This is a genomic window from Helicobacter canis (assembly GCF_900451095.1).
Taxonomy (GTDB): domain Bacteria; phylum Campylobacterota; class Campylobacteria; order Campylobacterales; family Helicobacteraceae; genus Helicobacter_B; species Helicobacter_B zhangjianzhongii.
Genome location: NZ_UGHV01000001.1, coordinates 672,364 through 697,205 on the forward strand (window position 1 = coordinate 672,364; position 24,842 = coordinate 697,205).

Below are 24,842 nucleotides of genomic sequence, written 5' to 3' on the forward strand. Positions count from 1 at the left end.
TTGTTTTAGGGATTTGCGCGAGATTTTACCAAAAAACACTTGCAAAATATTGTTATAATCTCGCCATTTTATTTTCAAGGGGTGTGTATGCAGCCAACAGAGCGGAATCTAGAGAAGCTAGGATTGCGAGATGTGTTTGTCAATTTTTTAAAAAGTGAAGCATTTGGGGGGGTGTTTTTGTTTTTTGCAGCGGTGCTTGCGATGATTATGGCAAACTCCCCTTTGAGTGAAGCGTATTTTAACTTTTGGCATATGAAGCTAGGTGTAGAGATACAAGGGCTTATGCATCCATTTCCGTTTTTAGCGCATCTTGGCGCACAAGGAGAAGATGGCAGTATATTTATCGGCTTTAGTATGCATCATTGGATTAGCGATGTGCTTATGGCGTTGTTTTTCTTAATGGTTGGGCTAGAGATTAAGCGCGAGGTGCTTTTTGGCGAGCTAGCAAGTGTGAAAAAGGCGTTATTCCCAGCTCTTGCGGCAGTTGGCGGTATGCTTATCCCCGGAGCGATTTACTTTGGGCTAAATGCCGGCACACCTTCAGCACACGGCTTTGGAATCCCTATGGCGACAGATATTGCCTTTGCTCTTGGGGTGATAATGCTCCTTAAATCGCGCGTGCCTATGGCGTTGAAGGTCTTTTTGGTAACGCTTGCAGTGGTTGATGATCTAGGGGCGATTGTGGTGATCGCGCTGTTTTATACAAGCACTTTGAATTATGCGTATTTAGGCTTGGCAGCGGTGCTTATTTGTGTGCTTATCGCGCTTAATAAGTGTGGCGTTAGAGCGTTAGCTCCGTATTTGTGTGTGGGTGTGGTGCTGTGGTTTGCCGTGCATAATAGCGGGATCCACGCGACTATTTCTGCTGTGGCTTTGGCGTTTTGTATCCCTGTGCGCCCTAAATTTGATCTGCAAGATTTCACGCCGTATGTGGGCACGATGGTAGATAATTTTGTCCGTAGCAAGAGTGATGAGCAGGTGTTTTTAAATGAATCTCAAGTAAGAAGTCTCCGTGATATGCGTGAGACTATCGCACAAGTGCAAAGCCCACTTGGGCGACTAGAACGCGCCTTGCACCCGTGGAGTGCGTATTGCATTATGCCGCTATTTGGCTTTGCCAATGCGGGTGTGCGGCTTGATGATGGCATAGATTTTAGCGCGCTTTTAAGCGTGGATCATATCTTTTTAGGCGTGGTGTTAGGACTGCTTATCGGCAAGCCTTTGGGGATTTTCCTCATCACATTTTTATGTGAGAAATTAGGCATTGCCTCGCGTCCTAGTGGGATTACTTGGGGTGAGATTCTAGGGGCTGGTATGCTAGCAGGGATTGGCTTTACGATGTCGATTTTTGTATCCGAGCTTGCGTTTAAGGGTGTGGAGAATGCCGAGCAAGCAGCAGAGATCTCTAAAATCGCCATCCTTAGCGGCTCGCTTATGTCGGGTATTATTGGCGCGGCTTTTTTGCTCCTAGTCGCAAAAATAAAGGATAAAGTAAATAAATAGGCGTTATAATGCGCCCCTAATTTATGCATAAGGATGTCTCTATGGGTAGTAATGCTAATGAGCTTTTTGTCTCTCTTTTGCCTCTTATTGTGCTTTTTGCTGTGTTTTACTTCTTTCTTATCCGTCCCCAGCGCGTGCAAGCTAAACGCCACAAAGAAATGCTAGAAGGATTGAAAAAGGGCGATAAAGTCGTAAGCTCTGGGGGATTTATTTGTGAGATCATCAAAGTAGAAGGGCTGTTTTTTAGCGTGCGATTAAGTGATGAGAGCACTGCTAGGCTTTCTAGGGATTTTGTCGCCTATAAATATGATGATACACAAGCTACGCAATCATAGCTATTACATTAGATAATTAGATGAAACTCTTTCAGCCGAGATTCCTTGTCTTTTTGGGGGCTTTGTGTTTTGGCTTGGTGTTTAGTGTGCCAAGCTTTTTTGACACTAAGGGCTATAAAATCACATTAGGGCTTGATTTGCAAGGCGGCTTGCAGCTCTTGCTTGGTGTGGATACAGATGCGGCAATTACCGCGCGCTACTCTTCTATCGCTTCTGCCATAGAGTATGAAGCAGGCAAAAAGCAGATCCTACTCTCTCCTGTGCAAGCTCAAGAGAGCAGCGTGCAGTTTGATTTGATCGATTCTACTGAGGCTAGCGAGCTTGAAATCTTGCTGAAATCTCTGCGCGGTATCGCCTATGAAGCCCAAGAATACCACTACACCATTATCCTTACCCAGCAAGAGCGAGATGAAGTGCGCAAGCAGGCTATCGCTCAAGCGATCACAACTATCCGCAACCGCCTAAATGAATTTGGGCTCGGCGAGCCTAGCGTAACACAACAAGGGCGAGAGCAGATTCTAGTAGAATTGCCCGGGATCAAAAACACCAAGCAAGAGCAGCGCGTGCGTGATCTTATCTCTAAGGCAGCATTTTTGCAGATGATGGCAGTCGATGAAGATCGTGTGAGCCGTGTGTATGCTATGAGTGATTTTGAGGCACAAGGCTTTAGTGATGTGATTTTGCCCTTTGCAGAATCCACCAAAGAAGCCCAAAGTGCTATGGCTAGGGGCGAGGGCGTGCCAAAGCTTTTGCTAAAGGCGACAGCTATTTTAGATGGCTCTATGATAAGCGATGCACGCGTAGCGTATGATGAAAACCACCGCCCTGTGGTGGCATTTGAGCTAAACGCACAAGGGGCAAAGCGATTTGCTGATTTTTCAAGTGCTAGCATAGGCAAGCGTATGGCAATCGTGCTAGATAGCAAGATTTATTCCGCGCCTGTGATTCGCGCTAGGATTGCTTCAAGCGGGCAAATTAGTGGGGATTTCACAGAAGAGGAAGCCACAGATCTAGCGATCACTTTGCGAAGTGGGGCATTGCCTGTGCCACTCTCTGTGCTAGAAAAGCGCAGTGTAGGTCCTAGTCTAGGGTCTGATAGTATCCGTGCTTCAATGCTCGCACTCATTGGTGGTTTTGTGCTGGTGGTGGGCTTTATGATCGTGTATTACGCGCTAGCAGGCGTTATTGCTTCTTGTGCGCTTGTGGTAAATCTCTTGCTGATTATTGCGGTTATGGCAATCTTTGGTGCGACATTGACACTGCCCGGTATGGCAGGGATCGTGCTAACAGTCGGGGTAGCCGTTGATGCAAATATCATCATCAATGAAAGAATCCGCGAAGCCTTGCGTGCTGGAGAGTCGATCGCGCGGGCGATCCAAGTAGGCTATATCAATGCCTCTCGCGCGATTTTTGACTCTAATATCACCTCTCTTATCGCTTCATTTTTGCTCTATGCCTATGGCACAGGCGCGATCCAAGGCTTTGCTATCACTACGGGGATTGGGATTTTAGCTTCTATCATCACAGCCATCATCGGCACACACGGGATCTATGAAGTCTTGCTCCCTAGACTTAGCAAGACAAAATCAATGAAGCTGTGGTTTGGCGTGTCTTATCCTGCTGTGAAGTCAGCTATGCACGCTACTAAGCCAAAAGCAAGCATTAAATCCGCGCCCAAAGGAGTCAAAGGAGAGCAAAATAATGGAAATTTTTAAACAAGTGCGCCTTATTGATTTTGTGAAATACTCTAATTATGGGCTATGGCTTAGTGTCGCGCTATTGGCAGTGGCGGTGTTTTTGTTTATCAAGCCCGGCTTTACTGCGGGGATTGATTTTGCTGGGGGGAGTAGTGCGCAGCTACGCTATGAGGGCAAAGCTCCCATTGAGCAAGTGCGAGCGTTGCTAGAGCCTGTGTTTAAAGGAGTGCAGGTAAGTGAGTTTGACTCTAGCCAAGAGCTACTTGTCAAAATCCCCAATAACGCCGAGCTTGAAGGGCGCAATCTCGCCCCTATGCTAGAATCCACTTTAGCTCCAAGTGGCAGCTTTGAGATCCGCAAGCTAGACTCTGTGGGGGCGAAAGTCGGCGCAGAGCTTAAGGAAAAGGGCATTGTCTCACTGCTATTAGCATTTATCGCGATGATGGTGTATGTGAGCTTCCGCTATGAGTGGAGGTTTGCTCTGGCTGGGATTTTGGCATTGATACACGATGTGATCATCACTGCTGCAAGTGTTGTGATTTTTGATATTGATGTAAATTTGGAAGTTGTAGCAGCATTGCTTACTTTGATAGGATATTCGATCAATGACACCATTATCATCTTTGATAGAATCCGTGAAAAAATGCTCAATGATAAGACAAATGATATTGCCCTTGTTATCAATGAAGCTATTTCTCACACGCTTTCACGCACGCTGCTCACTTCACTTACGGTGTTTTTTGTCGTGCTGACTTTGTATGTCTTTGGCGGGTCGATTATTGTGGGATTCTCCTTGCCTATGCTTGTGGGGGTGATTGTAGGGACTTATAGCTCAATGTTTCTTGCCCCAAAGCTTGCGATACTGCTAGGCTTTGATATAGAAAAGTATCATAACAAAGAGCTAGAAAAGCAAAAGCGCGCAAAAGAGAGAGCTAGAATCCGCCAGCAGTATGAGGGCGGACGGGTCTAGAGGGAGTGTGGAAGTGAGTTGCTGTGTGGTTATGAGAGATTCAGGTTTCTTTAGAAAGCCAACGCCCACAAACACAAAAAGTGGATTCTAGAATAAGGAGCTAGTATGGACTGGGGTAAAGTCATTTTTATTTTTTTCACACTAAGTAGTGCGACTTCTACGGCAGGCTTTTTGTATGCGCCGGATTTGACGATTTTGTTTGTCGCTATTGCGCTAAATCTTATCGCCACGACCTTGAAAATCGGCGTGCGTAAAAGGCTCTCATCAGAGCTGTTTGCTAGCTCGATTGTCGCGGATCTGCATTTGTTGCCAGCATTTGGTGTGTTGCAAGTGTTTCATAACGAAAAGCTAGCCTATGTCTTTGTGCTAGGCGCGCTTATGGCAAATATCTTCTCGCTTATTTTGATTCTCATTGAGAGTGCGCAGAAGCAAGATGTGGATTTCTAGGATCGTGTATGCGTAGCTATAATCCAAAAACCATAGAAAAAAAGTGGCAGCAGCATTGGGCGGAGACAGGGGTATTTGAGCCAGAGTGGGATTCTAACAAGCCTAAAAAATATATCCTAAGTATGTTTCCCTACCCAAGTGGCGCGATCCATATGGGGCATGTGCGTAACTACTGCATAGGCGATGCGCTAGCAAGGTATTATCGCAATCGTGGCTTTAATGTCTTGCACCCTATCGGCTTTGACGCCTTTGGTATGCCAGCAGAAAATGCCGCTATCAAGCACAAGCTCCACCCAAAATCTTGGACTTATGACAATATGAATGCTATGCGTGCGGAGTTTCGCGCTTTGGGCTTGTCTTTTTCAGCACAGCAGGATTTAGCGACTTGTGATCCTATTTATACAAAATGGGAGCAAGAATTTTTCATAGAAATGTGGGAAAAGGGGCTTATATACCGCAAAAAAGCCTTGCTAAATTGGTGTCCTAAGGATCTTACCGTGCTAGCAAATGAGCAGGTGATCGATGGTAAGTGCTGGCGATGTGATACGCAAGTTGTGCAAAAAGAAATGGAGCAATACTACATAAAAATCACTGATTATGCAGAAGAGCTGCTTGAAGATTTACAGACTTTAGAGGGCAAATGGTCGCCACAAGTGCTGCTTATGCAGAAAAATTGGATCGGTAAGTCCCACGGGCTGCAGTTTGGACTCTCCCTAGAGTCTAGTGCCAAAGAGCGCAGTGGGATAGAGAGTCTTGAAGTTTTTACCACGCGCCCGGATACGATTTTTGGCGTTACTTATTGTGCTATTGCACCAGAGCATCCGTTGGTGCAAGCAGTCTTTGCCACTTTGGATACGCAAGCTAAAGAGAGTATCATAGCTATGCAAAATACTAGTGCCAAAGATCGCGCCATCGCGCCAAAGCAGGGCGTGGATTTGGGGGTTAAGGTGATTCACCCGCTTACAGATGAGCTACTGCCTGTGTGGGTGGCAAATTTCGTGCTTATGGACTATGGATCTGGGGCGGTGATGAGTGTGCCAGCACACGATGAAAGAGATTTTGACTTTGCTAAGAAGTATGGGCTGCCTATCAAGCAAGCCTTGCAGACGCAAAATCCCCTGCCTTGTAACGATGATGGGGCAATGCTAGAAGGGGCATTTAAGGGGCTTAGTGGTGATGAAGCTAGGCAGGCAGTGATTAAGCATTTTGAGCAAAATGGACTTGGCAGGGGCGTGGTGCAATATCGCTTGCGTGATTGGGGAGTGTCTCGGCAGAGATATTGGGGTGCGCCTATTCCTATCGTGCATTGTGATGATTGTGGGGCTGTGCCAGAGAGATTAGAAAATCTCCCTATAACACTGCCAGAAGAAGTAGCAATCACCGGCGAGGGCAATCCACTTGCTAGCCACTCTAGCTTTATGCACGCTCTTTGTCCTAAGTGTGGCAAGCAGGCTAGGCGAGAGAGCGATACGATGGATACTTTTGTAGAATCTAGCTGGTATTTTCTGCGCTATGCCACGCGGCGTGATAAGTGGGAGCAGTGTGGCATTGATATAAAGAGCGTGGCGTATTGGCTGCAGGTTGATGAGTATATCGGCGGGATTGAGCACGCGATTTTACATTTGCTGTATGCACGCTTTTTTACCAAAGTGTTGCGCGATTTGGGCTATCATAGCTTCAATGAGCCTTTTGCCCATTTGCTTACGCAAGGAATGGTGCTAAAAGATGGCGCGAAAATGGCAAAATCTAAGGGCAATGTTGTCAATCCTAAGGATATTTTACATAACTACGGGGCAGATACAGCGCGGCTGTTTATCCTCTTTGCTGCTCCACCTATCAAAGAGCTTGAGTGGAATGATAATGGCGTAGAAGGGGCAAATCGCTTTATCCGCCGCTTGTATGAGAGAGCGCAAAATGCCTACCCTACTAAAGAGATCCCGCGCATTGATGGAAGCAAGCTAGATTCTACGCAAAAGCTCGCACGCAAAAAGCTTTATGAAGCCTTGCAAAAAAGCCAAGAAGTTTTCACCAAACGGCAGAATAATTATAATTTTAATACACTCATTGCCTCTTGTATGGAGGCTTTCAATGCCCTAAATGCGCAGGATAATCCAGATATTTGGACAGAGGGGTATTTCATTTTGCTGTCCATTTTAGAGCCTATTATCCCACATATTTGCTGGGAGCTTAGTGAGGAGCTTTTTGGTCTAGCAAACTTTGGCGAGATAAAAGTGGATTCTAGTGTGTTTGCTAGTGATGAGATGATCTATGCTGTTACTATCAATGGCAAAAAGCGTGCAGAAATTAGCGTGCAAACAAGTGCGCAAAAGCCCCAAATCATCGAGCAAGCAAAGCAAGCTGCACAAAAATGGCTGCTTGGGACAACTATCAAAAAAGAAGTCTTTGTCCCAAATAAACTTGTAAATTTCGTGGTGGTGTGAGTGTATAGACTTATCGCTCTAGTGGCTATAATGCTCGCACTTACAAGCTGTGGCTATGTCCCTTCAGCCACCTATGCGCAAAAAGCCTTAGGCGAGAGGGTTTATGTGGAGCTAAAGGTCAATCTCCCCAACCCAGAAAACTCTGTCGAGCTTAAAGACCTTATGAATAAAATCATCATCTCTCGCTTTCAAATTCGCGTCTCTAGCAAAGAAGATGCCGATAGTATCATCACAGTAGCGATCAACAAAATCGTAGATACAACTTTCGCCCTAAGCAGTAGCGCATTTACGACTTATTATCGTGTGAATGCGTATGTAACTTATACTTATGACAACAAAAAAGGCACAAAAAGGACCTTTGAGGGCAGTGGGTATTATGACTACAATGTCTCACTAGATAATCCACTTACGACATACAACAACCGCTACTACGCGATCAATCAAGCCTTCACGCAAACAGTGGATCAATTTGTCGCGCAAATTTCCTTTGATGGGCAAAAATAGCACGATAGGCATAAAAATGGAGATGATATGGAGCAAAAGCCGTTATGGATTCTCGTGGATCTAGGCTCACTTGGCACGCGTATTTAGAGTCTAAAGGCGCGGAGTATGCGGCATTTGATCCATCTCGTATGCCTAAAATCTTTGCCGCTTTGGATTGCAAGCTCCCAAAACACATCATTCAAATTTTAGGCACAAATGGCAAGGGCAGCACGGGGCGGTTTATCGCACTTGGGCTTTTGGCGCAAGGCTACAAGGTGCTGCATTTTACCTCTCCACATTTGCATAGATTTAATGAGCGATTTTATAAAAATGGGTGCATAGTGAGCGATGATGAGCTAGAAGCGGCGCATAGGGCTTTGCAAGAATATAGCTGTGTCCAGCAGGCAAGCTATTTTGAGTATGCGACTTTGCTAGCTCTAGTGCTGGCGCAAGATTGTGAGTATTTTGTATGCGAGGCGGGGCTTGGCGGGGAGTTTGACTCTACAAGTGTGCTAAAAGAATATGTGGAGCTAAGTGTTTTCACACCTATTTCTTATGACCATACGGAGTTTTTAGGCAATAGTATAGAATCTATTGCTACCACAAAGCTAAAGGCTATGAGCAAGCGTGCGTTCCTAGCTCCACAAACCTACAAAGAAGTAGAATCTATTGCTCAATCTATTGCTAAAAAAGTGGATTCTACATTGACAATACTTACTAAAGACATCATACACTCTTGCCTAAAAGCCCCAGAGATACAAGCATATATGCGGGATTTCGCGCCATTTTTGCAGGAGAACTTCGCTGTGGCTGCGTGTGTGCTTGCTGCTTTGGGAGTTGATGATTTGTCTAATATGCCTAGATTTGACCTACCAGCTAGGGCGCAAAAAATCGCGCCAAATGTGATGATCGATGTAGGACACAATGCCGAGTGTGCGCGTGCCATAGCGCAAATTCTTGGTAAAAAACGCATAAATCTTGTGTATAATACTTTTTCTCAAAAGGATGTGCGCGAGATATTGAGTATCTTAAAGCCCAATATCGATCAATTACTAATCTGCCCTATCACACATACTAGAGCCATACCCAAAGATGAGCTATTAGCGGTTTGCGCTGAGCTTGGGATCGCACATAAGGCTTTTGTGCTTGATTGCTCTTTGTTGCAAGATGAGAAAGAGTATGTGGTGTTTGGGTCATTTAGCGTGGCAGAAGCTTTTTTGGAGATGTGGAATGCAAGAGGATAGACTTGTTTTTTCGATTGTTGATGAGAAGGGATCTAGGCAGTTTTCTCTCCCTAGAAATGTAACCAAGCTTGTCGCAATCGGTGCTGTTATAGTGCTAGGACTATTTTTGCTAAGCTTTGTTGCGATGTATTTTCTTATGCATCAAGTCAATGATATTGCCAAACAAAAAAGCGATGCCATCGCACAATACCACTCAATCTACCAGAAAAACGCCTTGCTTAGAAATGCCATTAGAGAGCGCACCGATGAGCTAGAAGTGGTAAATTCTAAAATCGATAAGCTAGAGGATATTGTAAGTATTAAGCGCAATATCACTAGGCAGCCCCAAATCACAAAAGTCGATTTACAAAATATCAGCAATACACATAAACTCTTGCTTCTTAGGCTTATCCCCAATGGTGATCCGCTTAAAACTTTCACAAGCAAGCATTTAACCGCAGAGCGGTTGCATCCACTGCGCAATGTAAGTGGGGTTGAGGGGGCTATGGATTACATCGCGCCAAAGGCTACTCCTGTGTATGCCACAGCAGATGGCGTGGTCGTGCTTGTGCAAAACAACGGCAAAACAGGGCTTGGTAATGTGATCAAGCTCACACACTCTTTTGGATTCTCATCAGTCTATGCACACCTTGATACGCTCACGATCAATAAGGGTGATTTCGTGCAAAAGGGGCAAATCATCGGTTACAGCGGCAGTAGTGGTCGCTCTAATGGAGAGAGGTTGTATTATGAAGTGGGATTTTTAGGGACATCGCTTAATCCCGCTACCTATGCGAGCTGGAATTTTGAGAATTTTGATGCGATTTTTCAAAAAGAAGATGGCATTGATTGGAAAAATCTTGTATGGGCGATTGAAGATATTGCCAAGCTACAAACATTGCGCGTAAGCTCTAGCGAGAAGCTCAAAAAAGAGTCTTTATGATATTTGACCAACGCCTTGTGCTTATGATCACCCATAAGGATGGGAGTAAGTATGTCAATGTCAATATGATTTTTCGCCAGATCACTTTATATGTCTTGCTCTTTTTTCTTAGTGTGGTGTTTTTTATCGCGGTGGCAATTGGCGTGTTTCGATCTGAAATTGCTGATATTAACGCCAAAACTTCGCTCATTGAAGAGCGCAATGAGACAATGCTACTTGGCAATGCGATTTTAAACGATGAGATCAATCAATGCTTGCAAGAAATCTCCATAGCAAGCGATAAAATCGACAACCTTGAAAATGTCATTGGTGTGAATAATATGCCAAATGAGAATCTAGTCGATCGTGTGGATATAGCAAGTATCACAGGTGTGCAAAAAGCGTTTTTTATGAAGTTTATCCCTAATGGCTATCCGCTTGAGTCTTTTTCTAGTATCACAGATCCTTATGGCACGCGTCTGCACCCGGTGCTAAAGGTCGTGCGTCAGCATACAGGCACGGATTTTGGAGCAAGGATTGGCACTTCTGTGTATGCCACAGCTGATGGCGTGGTGGATTGGGCGGATTCTGGCTGGAATGGTGGATATGGAAAATTAGTCAAGATTACCCATTCATTTGGCTTTAAAACTTATTATGCTCATCTCAATGAGGTTTTAATCAAAGCAGGCTCATTTGTGAAAAAGGGGCAGCTCATAGCCAAAACGGGGAATTCTGGCGTTAGCACAGGTCCGCATTTGCACTATGAGGTGCGGTTTTTAGAAAAGCCTATCGATCCTATGAATTTTGCTAGGTGGGATATGAAGAACTTTGATTCAATTTTTACAAAAGAAAGGAGTATTGCATGGCAATCTTTACTAGCGACGATAAACAACCTAATGGATTAGGGCAAAAGCCCGGAGCTGCGACTATCATCGCACAAGGGACAAAAATAAAGGGCGAGATCGATACAGACTGCCACTTGCACATTGATGGCGAAATTGAGGGCAGTATCCGCTCAAAAAGCACGGTAATGATCGGTAAAAGCGGCTTTGTCAATGGCGAAGTCTATGCCAATAAGCTTATAGTAAGTGGCAAGCTTAAGGGCTTGACAGAGAGCGAGAGCGTGGAGATCGCTTCACTTGGGCGATTTGAGGGAGTGATAACTTCTACAGAGCTTGTGATCGAGAAAAAAGGCGTGTTCATAGGGGAAAGTAAAATCAAAGGGCAAGCAGCCCCAAAGAATGCTCCAAGCAAATCTCTATAGAATCCTTATAGACACATCACCTGCACGGGTGATTTTGTGTAAGGATTATGAAGAAGCTTTAAGTGCTTATCAAGTCGCGCTCTATACATACAGCGCAAAGCTCTCTACTAAACGCCCGCTGCTTTGCAAGGAAATGCGCCTACGAGTGGGCGATGATGTGCGAAGCTTTTTTATCGAATTTGTGGAGAATCTAGCCCAGCTTCGTGCATTTTACGCTGATGAAAACACACTTCTAATCACGCCCATCTCTTCACTTATATATCCGCTGCCATCGCAGAAATACTGCCAGAATCTTAGGCTTGCAGTAGGGAAAGACTATCGACTTCAAGAGCTTAAAGACACATTGATCCGCTATGGATATGAGAGTGTTGATATGATAGAAATGGAGGGAGAGGTGAGCTTCCGCGGGGATATTGTTGATATTTATCCCCCACTTAGTAAGCCCTATCGCATTAGCTTTTTTGGTGATGAGTGTGAAGAGATTAGTGTATTTAGCATAGAAACACAGCTTAAAGAGCAAGCTAGAGAAGATAGCCTTACTATACCGCCTGCTCTTTTTAGCTTGGATTGTGGTGAGTATGAGCGATTGTGCGAGGCGGTGGAGGAGAGTGATTATCAAGTGATGAGCAAAGATATGCTCTCTCTAGGGCTTTGGTATTTGCCACATAGAGAGCTACTCCCTGCTAGCTACCCTAGTATTTTGACTACAAATGCCGCTAGAGAGCTAGCAGAGATCGTATCTGTGGATCGCGGAGATGGACTAGAATCCACTTGTGCAGAGCTGGATTCTAGGGCGCAGGATTTTTGGCAGCAAGTGCTTGTGCATATCGCAGAATCTAGAGAGGATTCTATGCAAATGCCTGCAATCTTACAAGAGCTAGAATCCTATCGCGATGTCGAGTTTCATTTAGAAGCATTAGAAGCACTGCTAGCCCACCACGCAAGCAAGCGCACCACAATTATAGTGCGCAGCAAAAGTGAGCTAGCTGCCATAAGTGCAAAGATTGTGGATTCTAGCAATATTGTAGAATCTAGCGCGGTTGTGCATATTAGCACGCCTGATGAGCTGATATTAAGCCTAGAATCCACTTTTACACATAGTGCTGCTAAACGACCCAAACGCCCTAAATTTGCCCTAGATGAGCTAAATATCGGTGAATATGTCGTGCATAGTGAGTATGGTATAGGGATTTTCAAAGGTATCGTGCAGAATACTATCCTAGGCGTTACGCGTGATTTTATCCATATCCAATATTTTGGCGAGGATAAGCTCCTGCTCCCTGTGGAAAATCTCCACACAATTGATCGCTACATCGCTGCAAGTGGCTCTATCCCGGTGATTGATCGACTTGGTAAAGGAAGCTTTGCAAGACTTAAGGCAAAGGCTAGAGACAAGCTCTTTGCCATAGCGGATTCTATCATCAAGCTTGCTGCTACACGCAATTTGCTGCAAGGTAGCGTGATTGATACCAAAGCCCCGGAGCTAGCTGTATTCCAGCATAGTGCGGGCTTTGGGCTAACCCCTGATCAAAGCAAAGCCATAGAATCCATTTTTAGCGATCTTGCAAGTGGGCGTGTGATGGATAGGCTGCTAAGTGGCGATGTGGGCTTTGGCAAGACAGAAGTAGCGATGAATGCAATCTATGCTGTGTGTAGAAGCGGCTATCAATGCGTGCTTATCGTGCCTACAACACTTCTTAGCGCGCAGCATTTTGCCACACTATCCAAACGCTTTGCGCCCTTTGGGATACAAGTTGGTCGATATGATCGCTATCTTAGTGCCAAAGAGAAGCGCGAGGTCGCAGAGAGCTTGAAAAATGGCAAGATTTCTGTGGTGGTTGGCACGCATAGTCTCTTTGGCGCGGAGTTTAGCAAGCTTGGGTTGGTGGTCGTTGATGAAGAGCATAAATTTGGCGTGAAGCAAAAGGAGAGCTTAAAGCAGCTAAGCACAAATGTCCATATCCTAAGTATGTCTGCTACACCAATCCCTCGCACACTCAATATGGCTCTATCTCACATAAAGGGTATGAGTCGCCTAGATACACCGCCCACTTCGCGCAAGGATTCTCGCACATTTATCAAGCATAAAAGCGATGCCTTGCTCAAAGAAATTATCCAGCGAGAGCTGCGCCGTGGCGGGCAGGTGTTTTATCTCTATAACAATATCGCATCTATGCCTGCTATCTATAAGCATTTGCAAGAGCTTTTTCCGGAGCTTGCCATAGCTATGTTGCATTCTCAAGTCAATGCTAGTGAGAGCGAGCAGATAATGTATGAGTTTGCCTGTGGAAAATATCAAATGCTACTTTGCACTGCCATTATTGAATCAGGCATTCACCTCCCCAATGCCAATACCATTATCATCGATGGGGCAGATCGCTTTGGGCTAGCGGATTTACACCAGCTAAGAGGGCGAGTAGGGCGAGGCGATAAGGAGGGGTTTTGCTACTTTTTGATTGAATCAATGGAGAGTATCACAGAAGATGCGAGCAAAAGACTCCTTGCTTTAGAGCGAAACTCCTACCTAGGCTCTGGGGCTAGTATCGCTTATCACGATTTAGAGATTAGAGGGGGTGGGAATCTCATCGGCGAGTCCCAAAGCGGGCATATTAAAAATATCGGCTTTAGCTTGTATTTGAAGCTTTTAGAAGATGCGCTTGCTACTTTGAGTAATCAGCCAAGTGCCATAGAGCATAGCCTAGATTTGCGTTTAAATATCAGCGCGTATTTAAGCCCAGATCTCATCACCAGCGACTCCCTGCGCCTAGAGCTTTATCGCCGCTTATCGCTTGCTAAAGAAGTGCGTGAAGTCATAGATATAGAAGATGAAATCCGCGACCGATTTGGCGCACTAGATACACTAAGCCAGAACTTTATCCAGCTTATTATCATAAAGATTCTAGCCACCAAAAAGCGCATTAAATCCATTTTGCATTTTGGGCAAAATATCCAAATCACCCTAGAATCCTTAGAAAAGCACAGCATAAAAGCTCCAACTACTGATGATGATTGTGTGCTTGAGAGCTTGCTTGCCTACTTGCGTAGCTAGATTTCACAATGCCTTTATCTAGACTCTCTATAATCACGCAAAAAGGAGTCGCCAAATGACTAGCGCAACAAAGCCTACCAAGATGATTAGCAAAAAGACTTGGATGAAAATCCACACATATTTAAGCTTATTTTTTTTGCCATTTGCACTGATTTATGCGATAACAGGTGTTGGATATATTTTTGATCTGCGGCAGGATTTTGGCGCGAAAGTCTTTGAGCTAGAGCTAGAATCTATGCCCAAAAAAGGCGAAGAGCAAAACTTGCTACTTGAGCTTTTAGCCAAACATCATCTAAAAATCCCACCAAATACGGAAGTGAAGCTTATCAAGGGTAATCCTAGCATTGGCAATGTAGCATATAGCGCGACAATCAGTAGGGGCAAAGATGGGAAGCCTACCTTTAGGGTGGTGGAGAGAAGCTGGTATGGGGTTTTGCTGCTTATGCATAAATCTAGCGGAAGCAAGTTTGAGCTAGGGTCGTTTAAATTTTCTGCATTTGATATATTGGCGATAGGCTTTGGCATATCGCTTTTACTATTTTATCTATCTGGCTTGATTGTCACTTCCTTTTGCAAGCGCGATAGAGTCGTGAGCTTTGCTATTTTGGGAGGTGGGGTTATTGTGTGTGTTTGTGCGATTTATGTGAGCCTCTAGCCCACAGATAATCGCTTATTGTTTGGATAAAAAGACCGAGGGATCAAATCGCTCAAAATCCACGCCCGTGTCTGTGTGCTTGGCTTTGCCAAATAAACTCTCATCACAAATTGCCTGCGACAATGTGCTTAGTGTCTGTGTGATCTCGCTAGATTTATCCTGGATATAGCCGATAAACCCAGCAAAATCTCCGCGCTCTAGCAGTGGCATAGGCGATGGATTTTCAAACTCTATACTCTGTGTGCCGACTTTGGCACTAAGCATAGAGTCAAACAGCTCATTACCCATAAATTTACACTGCGCTACTTGCTCGTTGATTTGATAGATGATTAGGTGATCTTGCACCTCATCATTGCCTAGCCCATTGGCAGAATCTAGCATTTTTTTGTAGGTATTTTTAAGCACTTGCAATGCACCTGTTAGCTCATTGGCACTTTTTATACTCTCGCCAAAGTTTTGGATCCTCTGCGTTTTGCACAAGGGGATTTGCATTTTTTGAGTTAGTCCAAACTCTCCTACATACTTTTTAAAGGTTTCTAATATGTCTTTTTGCTGCATAGCACACTCCTAAGTGGTTTAGGATAGGTGAAGCATTTTTTGTTCCCTAAAGTGTTGTGGCGTATATGGGGCTTGGCTTTGTAAGATTTTGTTATAATCACAGCTATTTTTTTATCAAGGATAGCGATGCGGTTTGTTTGGCTTTGGGTTTGTTTTACGGCGGTGCTTTGTGCAAAGACATTGCGCCCTATTGATTTTGAGATTGTCAAAAAAGAGGTATCAAAATCCCCTACATTATTGATCATTGGAGGGATACAAGGCGATGAGCCCGGCGGCTTTAATGCGACAAATATTTTTCTCAATCACTACACGATCAAAAATGGCAGCGTCTGGGTAGTCCCTGTGCTAAATCCACATTCTATGCTACTAAATCATCGTGGAATCTATGATGATATGAATCGCAAGTTTGCACTCATCAACCCAAACGATCCTGAAAAGCCACTGATAGAGCATATCAAAAGCGTCATCAAAGAAGACCAAGTCCAAGCTGTGCTGCATTTACACGATGGGAGTGGGTATTATCGCCCAAGCTTTGAAAGCACACTTGCTAATCCAAATCGCTGGGGAAACTGCACGGTGATCGATCAAGTTACCTTAGAAGGCGTGAAATTTGGCGAGCTAGAATCTATCGCAAACGCAATGATCGCGCATATCAACGCACATTTACTAGCCCCAATCCACCGCTATCATTTGCACAACACCCAAACCGCTGAAAAAGACAAAGAAATGCAAAAAGCCCTGACCTTTTATGCGATCAATCAAGGCAAGCCCGGCTATGCCAATGAAGCGAGCAAGGAGCTTAATGTCGCCCAGCGCGTGTATTATCATTTGCTAGCTATTGACGCGCTTTTGACACAAATGGGCATAGAGTTTGAGCGGGATTTCACGCTAAGCCCACAAAATGTGCAAAAAGCCATCAAAGATCGCTCCCAGACCTTTGCCCTTGAAAATCTCCCTGAAATGCCACTTTTTGGCTTGCGTCCTGTGCTTGCTAGCTTCCCTATCCCCAAAGGCAAAAAAGCTAGTGAAATCACCATTATTTCAAACAACAAGATTCTAGGGCTTTTGCCTAGGGATAATGCACTAGTGCTGAAATATGGCAATAATGTGATGACCAAAATCCTCCCCAAACGCGTGGAGCTTTATCAAGGATCAATCAAGCCCCTAGAATCCACAATCGACAAGCAAGCACGAAAAATCTCTGTGGGCGAGCGCGTGCAAATAGCGCGTGAGATAAGCCTACCTAGCACAATAACACTTGATGATAAGCACACGATGCATTTGCGCGTGGTGGGGCTTGTAGGGAAGGATCCTAGCCACATCACAAAGGCTTCTCTCAACCAAAATGCGAGCCTTGATACAGCCGGCAAGCTCTATCGCGCAGAAATCTATATCCAAGAGAAGCTAGAGCCTAGCAATACGCAAGAAAAAGTGGATTCTAGCAAAGATCATAAAGTGGATCTAGACTCTGCTGCTGCACTTCCGCGCGTGCGTGTAAATGTCAATCTAGCCAATATCCGCACGCAAGCAAAAGTGGATTCTAGTGTCGCTGGTATGGTGCGATGGGGGAGGGAGCTAGAGGTGCTTGATAGCATAGAATCCACACAGGGCAAGTGGCTCAAGGTGCGCTATATTTATACAAATGGCACACAAGGGCGTGAGGTTGTAGGCTATATCCTTGCAAACCTTACAAAGCCAAATGATAGCTCCAAGATCGCGCAAGTGCGTGTCAATCTAGCACATATCCGCCAAGAGCCAAGTATCAATGCCAATATCGTGGCAAAAGCACCGCGCGGGAGAGTGATGGAGGTGCGATCTACCACAACAGGGCTAGATTCTACGCAAAATGCCAATACAGAGCAATGGGCGCACATCCATTATGTTTATAGTGCTAATGGATTAAAGCGCGAGATCAATGGCTATATCCTTGCAAGCTTGCTTGAGCCATTAGAATCTAGTAAGCCACAAGCTCCTAGTGTGCCAAAGCCCAAAGCCCAAAGAGCCTATAAAGAATACTTTGGCGGTATGATATTGCTTGATTTTGCCAATAACAATGCGCAATGATACTAGAATCCACAAAATCACCATTTAAAGTGCTAGAAAATGCGGAGTGGCACACATATAGAGCCTACATAATCCGCACCTTTGCAGGGGAATTTTGCTTGCGTGCAATTATGGATTTTGGAGAGATGCCTAGTCTTGTTGGTATTGAGAGTCAAGCTAGGGTGCTGCAAGAAAATACCTCGGCGTTTTTAGCTGGGAAGCAGGCGTTGCACGCGCTGTTGTTTGGGGCTAGGGGCTGTGGCAAAAGCTCTTTAATCAAGGCGACCTTGCTACCCTATTTGCTAGATTCTAGCTCGCCTTTGCGTGTGCTAGAGCTTGATAGCAAGGATATTTGCTTGCTGCCTTTGGTGTTTGATAGCCTGCGTGATTTGCCATATCGCTTTATTGTCTTTTGCGATGATATAGCATTCAATCAAGGCGATCCAAGCTACAAAAGCCTAAAAAGCACTTTGCAAGGCTCGCTTGAAGCAAGGGCTAGCAATATCTTGCTCTATGCTACCTCTAATCTCCGCAGGCTACTAGAATCCACTTCCTTGCGTGCAGGCAGTAGCCTTCCCCCAAGCAATGAGCTAGTCCAAGAAGAGCTGGCTTTAAGCGAGCGATTTGGCTTGCAGATTGGATTCTATGATATTGGCACACAAGAATATCTAGCACATATCGCACGGCTTTTAGATGATGAAACGATTTTGTTAGAAGCAAGCCCTGTGCGACAGAGCGCGCTTAATTTTGCTGCTAAAATCGGTGGCAGAAATGCGCGTATAGCTGAAGAGTTTGCCATAGCGTGGCGCAACAAAAGCCTATAAAACTAGAATCCAAAAAAGCAAGAGAAAAGCAAAAAGCAGGAAATACAAGAATACACAAGCAAGCCCCCCTCCATACTCCCCTTAATCTCTGTTAGATAAACCGATGAGAGAGAGCAGGCTCATAAAGATATTGTAGAAGTCAAGATACAGGCTAATCGCCGCATCGACAGGGCTAGAGTAAAGCCCACGGATAATATTTTGCGTATCATACGCCACATACACGCTAAAGAGAATCACCACCGCACTTGAAATTATTACTTGGAACATAGAGCTTCCAAGAAATAGATTCACAAGTGAGCCGATAAATACGACAATCAACGCGACAAAAAGCATTGTCCCCATACTTGCTAAATCTTTGCGTGTCCTAATACCAAAGATACTCATCGCGCCAAAGACAATTGTCGTCATTGCAAATGCCATCACCACAGCCCCGGCTCCCGCTTTTGCCGCTACCATAGCCACAAGCGGAGTAGCCACCAAGCCTGTAAGTGTGGTAAAGATAAAGAGCATTGCGATATTAAGTCCGGGTTTTGAGCGAGAAAACATAAGCCCAAAGAGTGCTGCAATCTCAATGATGAAAAGTATCATACGATTTTCAAACACAAACTGAAGATTGTAAAAGCCAATTACCGCGCCAACAAAAGCGAAAAACAAGCTCGCCCCAAAGAAAATGTAAGTTATCCTTACAAACTTCACAAGCGCATTATCTTGTGCTGCTGCTTTTTCAGCAGAGATATTTACATTGCTTGTATCACTTGCATTGTTTGTATAGTTTCTATCATAAAGTCCCATTAGTATCTCCTTTTGATGAAATGGACTAGGATTATATAGTATTTATCTAAATAATCACGCACGCGTTACTAGCCGCGCTTAAAGACTTCCGCAAACACATCGTGTATGGTTTGCACAGGGATTATTGTGAGATGATCAAGCACTTCCTTTGGGATTTCTTTTAGATCTCGTTCATAGTTTTTTGCCGGGATTAGGGCGCGTTTGATCCCAGCTTTGTGTGCGGCGATAAGCTTTTCTTTGAGTCCGCCAATTTGCAAGACATCGCCTGTGAGTGTTAGCTCACCTGTCATAGCGATCTCACCGCTTATAGGCTTCTCACAGAGGATTGATGCAATCACACACGCCATAGCGATCCCTGCACTTGGACCATCTTTGGGCGTAGCTCCCTCTGGCAAGTGGAGATGGATATTGTATTGATTATACATAGGACCTTTTGCTTTATCTTTAGATTTTATTTTAGATTCTAGCTCACCACTCTCAAGCAGCACCTTTACCACAGAGTGCGCGATTTGCGCGGATTCTTTCATCACATCACCTAGACTTCCTGTAAGTCTAAGCTCGCCTGTGCCTTTTAGCTTTATGGCTTCGATTTTTAGGACATCGCCGCCTACGCTTGTCCAAGCAAGCCCATTGATGATCCCTATACGCGCTTTTTTGTTTGACTGCTCGATCTCAAAGACAACTTTATCTAAGAAGTCTGGGATCTGCTTTGGCGTGAGCTTAATGGGCGTGAAATCTTCATCTTGCAGCACTTTAGTAGCGACTTTTCGCAAAATTGCAGAGATTTGCCGGCGCAAGTTTCGCACGCCTGCTTCGCGCGTGTATCGCTCGATCAGCACACGCACGCTCTCTTTGCTAAATTGGATTTGCTTGTCGGTAAGCCCGTGCTTTTTCAGCTCTTGAGGGATTAGGTATTTATGCGCGATTTGCTCTTTTTCTTGCGGTGTGTAGCTAGAGATAGAGATAAATTCCATTCTATCGCGCAAGGGGGCTGGGATTTGGGCGATGTCATTTGCTGTGGCGATAAAAATCACTTGCGATAAATCAATGCTGAAATTTGTGTAATAATCGCGGAATTCGACATTTTGCTCTGGGTCTAAAATCTCTAGTAGCACGCTTGTAGGATCGCCTCTCACACCACGCGCGATTTTATCGATCTCATCAAGCACGACTACGGGATTCATTTCTTTTGCTTCAATGAGTCCTTGCACAATGCGCCCGGGCATAGCCCCGATATAAGTGCGCCTATGTCCGCGCAGCTCATTGACATCTTCTAGCCCACCTAGCGCGATACGCACAAGCGGGCGGGATATGGCTTTGGCGATAGAGTTTGCAAGGCTTGTTTTCCCCACGCCCGGAGGTCCATAAAAGCACAAAATTGTGCCTTTGGACTTTTGACTCTCTGTGTCGCGGTTTTTTGTCTTTTTGGCATTTGCTTTGGCATTTTTGGCGAGCAATTCACGCACCGCAAAATACTCGATAATGCGCTCTTTGGGCTTGGTTAAAGAGTAGTGATCTAGATCAAGTTGTTTAGCGACATTTTTGATAGATAGCTCGCCTTTAGCATAGCTACCAAAGGGGATTTCTAGCACCCACTCGACATAGTTTTGTAGCAAATTCGCATCAGCACTATCTTGGTGCATTTTAGATAGGCGGTTGATTTGCTTTTTTATCTCTTTGTAGGCATCTTCATTGAGAAATTGCTTTATGGATTCTAGCTTTTTGGCAAATTCATCAAGCTCTTCATCGCGCTGCTTATCGACTCCTAGCTCCTTTTGGATCTGGCGCATTTGCTCTTTTAAGAAATATTCGCGATTGGTTTGCTCAAGCTTATCATGCACGCGCGATTTGATTTCTTTTTGGAGTTTTGGGCTTGGATTTCTTGCGTTACAAAATCGATCAACATCATCATTCGCTCTTCGATATTATCGCTTGCAAAGAGTTTATACGCTTCTGCTGGTTTTAGGCGCAAGGTCGATGCGACAAGATCGATGACGCGATTTGGGTCATTGGTCTCTTCAAGCGTTTTTAGCATTTCTGGGGGGAAGTGGCTGATATTGGCGTAGTTTTGGACATTTTCTAGGAGAAATTTCATCATCGCTTCAACGCGCACTTGGTTGTAGTCTTGATACTCGATAATCTCAACAATAGCTTCAATCACGCTATCGTCTTCTTCGCTAGTTTGTGGCTCTAGAGCGATCACTTTAGTGATAGCCATCCCTTGCAAGAGGATCTTCACGCGCCCATCAGGCAAGGACACTTTGCGTAAAATCTTGCACACCACACCCACATCATAAATGGCATTGCACTAGAATCCACTTTTTCATCACTATTGGATTCTGGGCTGGATTCTGCCTTTTGGCAGCACACTAGCACAAGGTCATTGCGCTCTAGTGCGACATTTGCTGCTGCGATATTTTTCTGCCCTTGTGTGAAAATAGGGGCAATCGCAAAGGGGTAGGTAAAATCCTCCTCTACAATCACAGGAAGAGTAGGGGGGACAGGAAGAGTAGGGGGGAAATGTTGCGGATTTTGCATTCTTGCTCCTTAAAGAGATAATTACCAATTAAACATACGCACATATTCAGGTATGTAAGATGGCTTGGGCTTGGCGTTAGATTCTAGGTCATCATCGATTCTATCAAGGTATTTTTGCACTGCTTCGGGCTTTTTTGCTTTTTATAGACATTGACAATCCCCCTATTAAGCTCATTTTGCCCTAGCACAAAGCGCACTTGCATTGTCTGCACGAAAGGCACATACCGACTTGTAGGATATTTATCTAAAAAATCATCAAAGGCAGAGAGAGAGTCAGAGAAAACTCCTGATCTTTACTAGAGTTCTTAATCCCATAGTAGCGACTTTGGAGTTTTAAGTAGGTGATATAATCAGCATTTTTTGCCGTGCCAAAACGCTTCAAATACTCATCAAAATAAAATTCTGCGAGCAAATACTCCTCTTTTCTTATGTGAGCCTGCCCTAAAATCAGCATAGCTTCTGGTAGCAAGGGGGAGTTGATATGCTCACTTTGCAATGACGCATAGAAATTATCCGCGCCTTCTAGATTCCCAAATTTTATTTCTTTGATGATGTTTTGATACCAATATATCGCTGGTTTATTAAACTCATTTTTGTCTTTTTTATCACAAGCACTAAAGACAACACAAATGGCAAGCGCACTACACTGCAATACACAAAAACGAAAAAGCCTTTTATCAAATCGCATACATTACCTTAGAGAGTGAGAGTGTGCGCATTATACACTAGATTCAATAACCACCGCCTCGCGCTTAAATAGCTGCTTGGCTAGATTTGCTTAAGCAAGATTCTAGCGTTTGAGAGAATTAACCGTTTGGAGCATTGCATCGGCTGTTTGGATTGTTTTGGAGTTTGCCTCATAGGCTCTTTGTCCGGTGATGAGATCTGTCATCTCCTCTACAAGCTTGACATTACTTAGCTCTAAAAAGCCCTGCCTAAGTGCGCCAAAGCCCTCTGTGCTAGCCACGCCTACAATCGCATCGCCGGAAGCATTGGTGTTTAGAAACAAATTATCCCCCAAAGAGTGCAGCCCTGCTGGGTTTATGAAATTTGCCACTTCGATTTGCCCTATCACATTGCTTACACCATTATTTGCCTGCACGACACTCACTGTGCCATCTGTGCCGATATTGATTTGCGTGGCATCTTGGGGGATAGTGATTTGGGGCTGGAGAAGATAGCCCTGCGCGGTTACGATATTGCCATTATCATCAAGCTTAAACCCCCCATCTCTTGTATAGGCGATCGTGCCATCGGGCAGCTGGATTTGGAAAAAGCCCTTGCCCTCAATGGCTACATCAAGGTTGTTTTCTGTCTCTTTGGGGCTACCTTGAGAAAACATTTTTTGCACAGCACCCGGACGCACGCCAAGCCCCACTTCTATACCCGTGGGGGAGAGTGTCGTCTCGCTTGTGGCGGTGCCGGCGTATTGGAGCGTTTGGTAAAAGAGGTCATTAAACTCGGCTCTTTGCTTCTTATAGCCGGTGGTATTGACATTGGCGATGTTGTTTGAGGTGGTATCAATCTGTAACTGCTGTCCTAGCATACCTGTGGTGGCGGTATAGAGTGAGCGCATCATTATGCAATCCTTTGGGCGCGAAGTTTAAACACCCAAAGGCTAAAGCAAAAAAAGTTCCTAAATTTGTCGCCTAAATTTGCTCTATGTTTTGTGGCAGGAGTATCGGCAGTGATTTGGGGCTTTAGCCTAGCGCACAAGCAAGCGATAAGCAAGAATATAAGCAATGATAAATACTAGGCAAGTAAGCATAAGCGCAGAAGTGTTGGCATAAAAAAATGTCGCTAGGATAATAAAGGGCGCATTGGCACAGATGAGTATAAAAGAGGTTAAAGGATTGTTGCCTAGCTTTTTGAAAAGGAGTGTATGAAAATGCGCAGAATCAGGCTGCATTGCTTCTTTTTTATCAATCACTTTGCGCCTTAGTATTGAAAATAAGACTTCCCAAACTGGATAAATCATCACACAAAACCCATACCAAGGGCTAACGATAGAAGATGGCTCTTGTGTGAGTAGCACAAGCATCACGGCTAAAAAAAATCCTATGAGGTATGCGCCACCATCGCCTAAAAATACCTTGCCCTTGGGAAAATTTAGCACCAAAAATCCCAGAATCGCACTTAGCAAAATCGCGCACCCAATGGCAATGGGAAGCATATCTACCTGCTTTGCTATGATGATAATCGACACACACACACACGCCGCCACGCCGCCACTTAAGCCATTAAAGCCATCGATGATATTCATCGCATTACACACGCCAACAACTGCAAACACCCCAAACGCCACGCCTAGCACATAAACAAACTCAAACCCAAGTCCCAAGTCCCTAAGCCACGCATTTTCCATAGCTACACACGCCACGCTTGCGCCAAAGCATTGGATAAGCAAGCGAAGCTTGGGGCTAAGAGATACCCCCATATCCTCCACAAATCCGCTAGCAAATATCACCAAACACGCCACGATAAAATACACCCACGCACTAGAAAGTAGCCCAAATGAAGCAAACCCTACTAGCACGCCTACTAGCACGCCAAGACCACCAGCACGAGAAGTAGGGCGATAGTGGAATCTCTGTGGTTTAGAAGAGCTACTAGAATCCACAAAAAGCTGATATTTCTTGCTAATGAGTATCACCCCTTGTAACACTAAAAAAGAGAGAAAAAACACAAGCAAATACAGCAAAATCCACATATCCTAGAGCCTTGAGTAATATAATCACAACACAAAGGCTGGATTCTAGCAAAGCCTTACTATATGCTCCCTTAAAGGCATAGAATCCAAACGCGGATTCTAGTAAATTTAGTTATGAAAAGTCTTATTTTCAATACTAAGAAAAAAACTCGCTGGGAAATCCCCTATGCAGCCAGACTCCAAACACTTCCATATGCTCCTTTTCAAAAAGCTAGGCAACAATCCTTTAACCTCTTTTATACTCATCTGTGCCAATGCACCCTTTATTATCCTAGCGACATTTTTTTATGCCAACACTTCCGCGCTTATGCTTACTTGCCTAGTATTTATCATCGCTTATATTCTTGCTTATCGCTTGCTTGTGCAAAATAATCCACACAAATAATAT

General features: G+C 44.6%; 19 protein-coding genes and 3 pseudogenes. 16 read left to right on the forward strand and 6 right to left on the reverse strand.

Annotated features, from left to right (window positions below):
- Positions 1–87 precede the first annotated feature (87 nt).
- The 13 genes and pseudogenes from nhaA (at position 88) to DX060_RS03205 (ending at position 14,989) form a co-directional block, all read left to right on the forward strand.
- Positions 88–1,503 (forward strand): Na+/H+ antiporter NhaA, encoded by a 1,416-nt coding sequence (nhaA, locus tag DX060_RS03145; protein WP_115011115.1) that lies wholly within the window; start codon positions 88–90, stop codon positions 1,501–1,503.
- A gap of 41 nt (positions 1,504–1,544) precedes the next feature.
- Positions 1,545–1,838 carry a preprotein translocase subunit YajC gene (yajC, locus tag DX060_RS03150; RefSeq protein ID WP_115011116.1) on the forward strand — a complete coding sequence of 98 codons (294 nt, stop codon included), beginning with the start codon at positions 1,545–1,547 and terminating at the stop codon, positions 1,836–1,838.
- Between the two features lie 20 nt (positions 1,839–1,858).
- Positions 1,859–3,463 (forward strand): annotated as a pseudogene (gene secD, locus DX060_RS03155) (protein translocase subunit SecD); the annotation flags it as partial.
- Between the two features lie 76 nt (positions 3,464–3,539).
- The gene (gene secF / locus DX060_RS03160) at positions 3,540–4,505 is read left to right on the forward strand and encodes a protein translocase subunit SecF (protein WP_115011118.1); all 966 of its coding nucleotides are present in this window, start codon (positions 3,540–3,542) and stop codon (positions 4,503–4,505) included.
- Positions 4,506–4,610: 105 nt separating this feature from the next.
- Complete coding sequence (locus tag DX060_RS03165) at positions 4,611–4,952, forward strand: DUF6394 family protein (protein ID WP_115011119.1); 342 nt, start codon at positions 4,611–4,613, stop codon at positions 4,950–4,952.
- An 8-nt stretch (positions 4,953–4,960) separates the two neighbouring features.
- A complete protein-coding gene (gene leuS, locus DX060_RS03170) occupies positions 4,961–7,393 on the forward strand; it encodes a leucine--tRNA ligase (RefSeq protein WP_115011120.1) in 2,433 nt (810 codons plus the stop codon).
- 30 nt (positions 7,394–7,423) lie between these two features.
- Positions 7,424–7,897, forward strand: a complete 474-nt coding sequence (gene lptE / locus DX060_RS03175) for an LPS assembly lipoprotein LptE (protein ID WP_115011121.1) — start codon at positions 7,424–7,426, stop codon at positions 7,895–7,897.
- A gap of 44 nt (positions 7,898–7,941) precedes the next feature.
- Positions 7,942–9,120 (forward strand): Mur ligase family protein, encoded by a 1,179-nt coding sequence (locus tag DX060_RS03180; protein ID WP_115011122.1) that lies wholly within the window; start codon positions 7,942–7,944, stop codon positions 9,118–9,120.
- Positions 9,107–10,042: a M23 family metallopeptidase gene (locus DX060_RS03185; RefSeq protein WP_181814163.1), complete on the forward strand. Its 936-nt coding sequence runs from the start codon at positions 9,107–9,109 to the stop codon at positions 10,040–10,042. Before DX060_RS03180 ends, DX060_RS03185 begins: the two co-directional genes overlap by 14 nt.
- Positions 10,039–10,926 carry a M23 family metallopeptidase gene (locus DX060_RS03190; RefSeq protein ID WP_115011124.1) on the forward strand — a complete coding sequence of 296 codons (888 nt, stop codon included), beginning with the start codon at positions 10,039–10,041 and terminating at the stop codon, positions 10,924–10,926. Before DX060_RS03185 ends, DX060_RS03190 begins: the two co-directional genes overlap by 4 nt.
- A complete protein-coding gene (locus tag DX060_RS03195) occupies positions 10,884–11,285 on the forward strand; it encodes a bactofilin family protein (protein ID WP_115011125.1) in 402 nt (133 codons plus the stop codon). The genes DX060_RS03190 and DX060_RS03195 overlap by 43 nt, the downstream gene beginning before the upstream one ends.
- Positions 11,263–14,334 carry a transcription-repair coupling factor gene (mfd, locus tag DX060_RS03200; RefSeq protein WP_115011126.1) on the forward strand — a complete coding sequence of 1,024 codons (3,072 nt, stop codon included), beginning with the start codon at positions 11,263–11,265 and terminating at the stop codon, positions 14,332–14,334. Before DX060_RS03195 ends, mfd begins: the two co-directional genes overlap by 23 nt.
- A 55-nt stretch (positions 14,335–14,389) precedes the next feature.
- On the forward strand, positions 14,390–14,989 hold the full coding sequence (locus tag DX060_RS03205; protein WP_258552176.1) for a hypothetical protein: 600 nt from the start codon (positions 14,390–14,392) through the stop codon (positions 14,987–14,989).
- Between the two features lie 15 nt (positions 14,990–15,004).
- On the opposite strand, the gene DX060_RS03210 is transcribed toward DX060_RS03205, so the two are convergent.
- Positions 15,005–15,547: a flagellar FLiS export co-chaperone gene (locus tag DX060_RS03210; RefSeq protein WP_115011127.1), complete on the reverse strand. Its 543-nt coding sequence runs from the start codon at positions 15,545–15,547 to the stop codon at positions 15,005–15,007.
- 126 nt (positions 15,548–15,673) lie between these two features.
- Here DX060_RS03210 and DX060_RS03215 point away from each other — a divergent pair, with 126 nt between their 5' ends.
- Together DX060_RS03215 and DX060_RS03220 are read left to right on the forward strand one after the other, a co-directional pair.
- Positions 15,674–17,611: a M99 family carboxypeptidase catalytic domain-containing protein gene (locus tag DX060_RS03215; protein WP_115011128.1), complete on the forward strand. Its 1,938-nt coding sequence runs from the start codon at positions 15,674–15,676 to the stop codon at positions 17,609–17,611.
- Positions 17,608–18,414, forward strand: coding sequence for a DUF815 domain-containing protein (locus DX060_RS03220; RefSeq protein WP_115011129.1), 807 nt, complete (start codon positions 17,608–17,610; stop codon positions 18,412–18,414). The genes DX060_RS03215 and DX060_RS03220 overlap by 4 nt, the downstream gene beginning before the upstream one ends.
- A gap of 81 nt (positions 18,415–18,495) precedes the next feature.
- On the opposite strand, the gene DX060_RS03225 is transcribed toward DX060_RS03220, so the two are convergent.
- From DX060_RS03225 to DX060_RS03245, 5 genes and pseudogenes are all read right to left on the reverse strand, one after another.
- Complete coding sequence (locus tag DX060_RS03225) at positions 18,496–19,206, reverse strand: Bax inhibitor-1/YccA family protein (protein ID WP_115011130.1); 711 nt, start codon at positions 19,204–19,206, stop codon at positions 18,496–18,498.
- A 68-nt stretch (positions 19,207–19,274) separates the two neighbouring features.
- A pseudogene (gene lon, locus DX060_RS03230) lies at positions 19,275–21,744 on the reverse strand (endopeptidase La).
- 21 nt (positions 21,745–21,765) lie between these two features.
- Positions 21,766–22,432: pseudogene (locus tag DX060_RS03235) on the reverse strand (outer membrane protein assembly factor BamD).
- A gap of 102 nt (positions 22,433–22,534) precedes the next feature.
- Positions 22,535–23,323, reverse strand: a complete 789-nt coding sequence (gene flgG / locus DX060_RS03240) for a flagellar basal-body rod protein FlgG (RefSeq protein WP_023929369.1) — start codon at positions 23,321–23,323, stop codon at positions 22,535–22,537.
- 126 nt (positions 23,324–23,449) lie between these two features.
- The gene (locus DX060_RS03245) at positions 23,450–24,454 is read right to left on the reverse strand and encodes a glycosyltransferase family 4 protein (RefSeq protein WP_115011131.1); all 1,005 of its coding nucleotides are present in this window, start codon (positions 24,452–24,454) and stop codon (positions 23,450–23,452) included.
- Positions 24,455–24,620: 166 nt separating this feature from the next.
- Between DX060_RS03245 and DX060_RS03250 the strand changes: the two genes are divergently transcribed.
- Positions 24,621–24,839, forward strand: coding sequence for a hypothetical protein (locus tag DX060_RS03250; protein ID WP_147278756.1), 219 nt, complete (start codon positions 24,621–24,623; stop codon positions 24,837–24,839).
- Positions 24,840–24,842 lie beyond the last annotated feature (3 nt).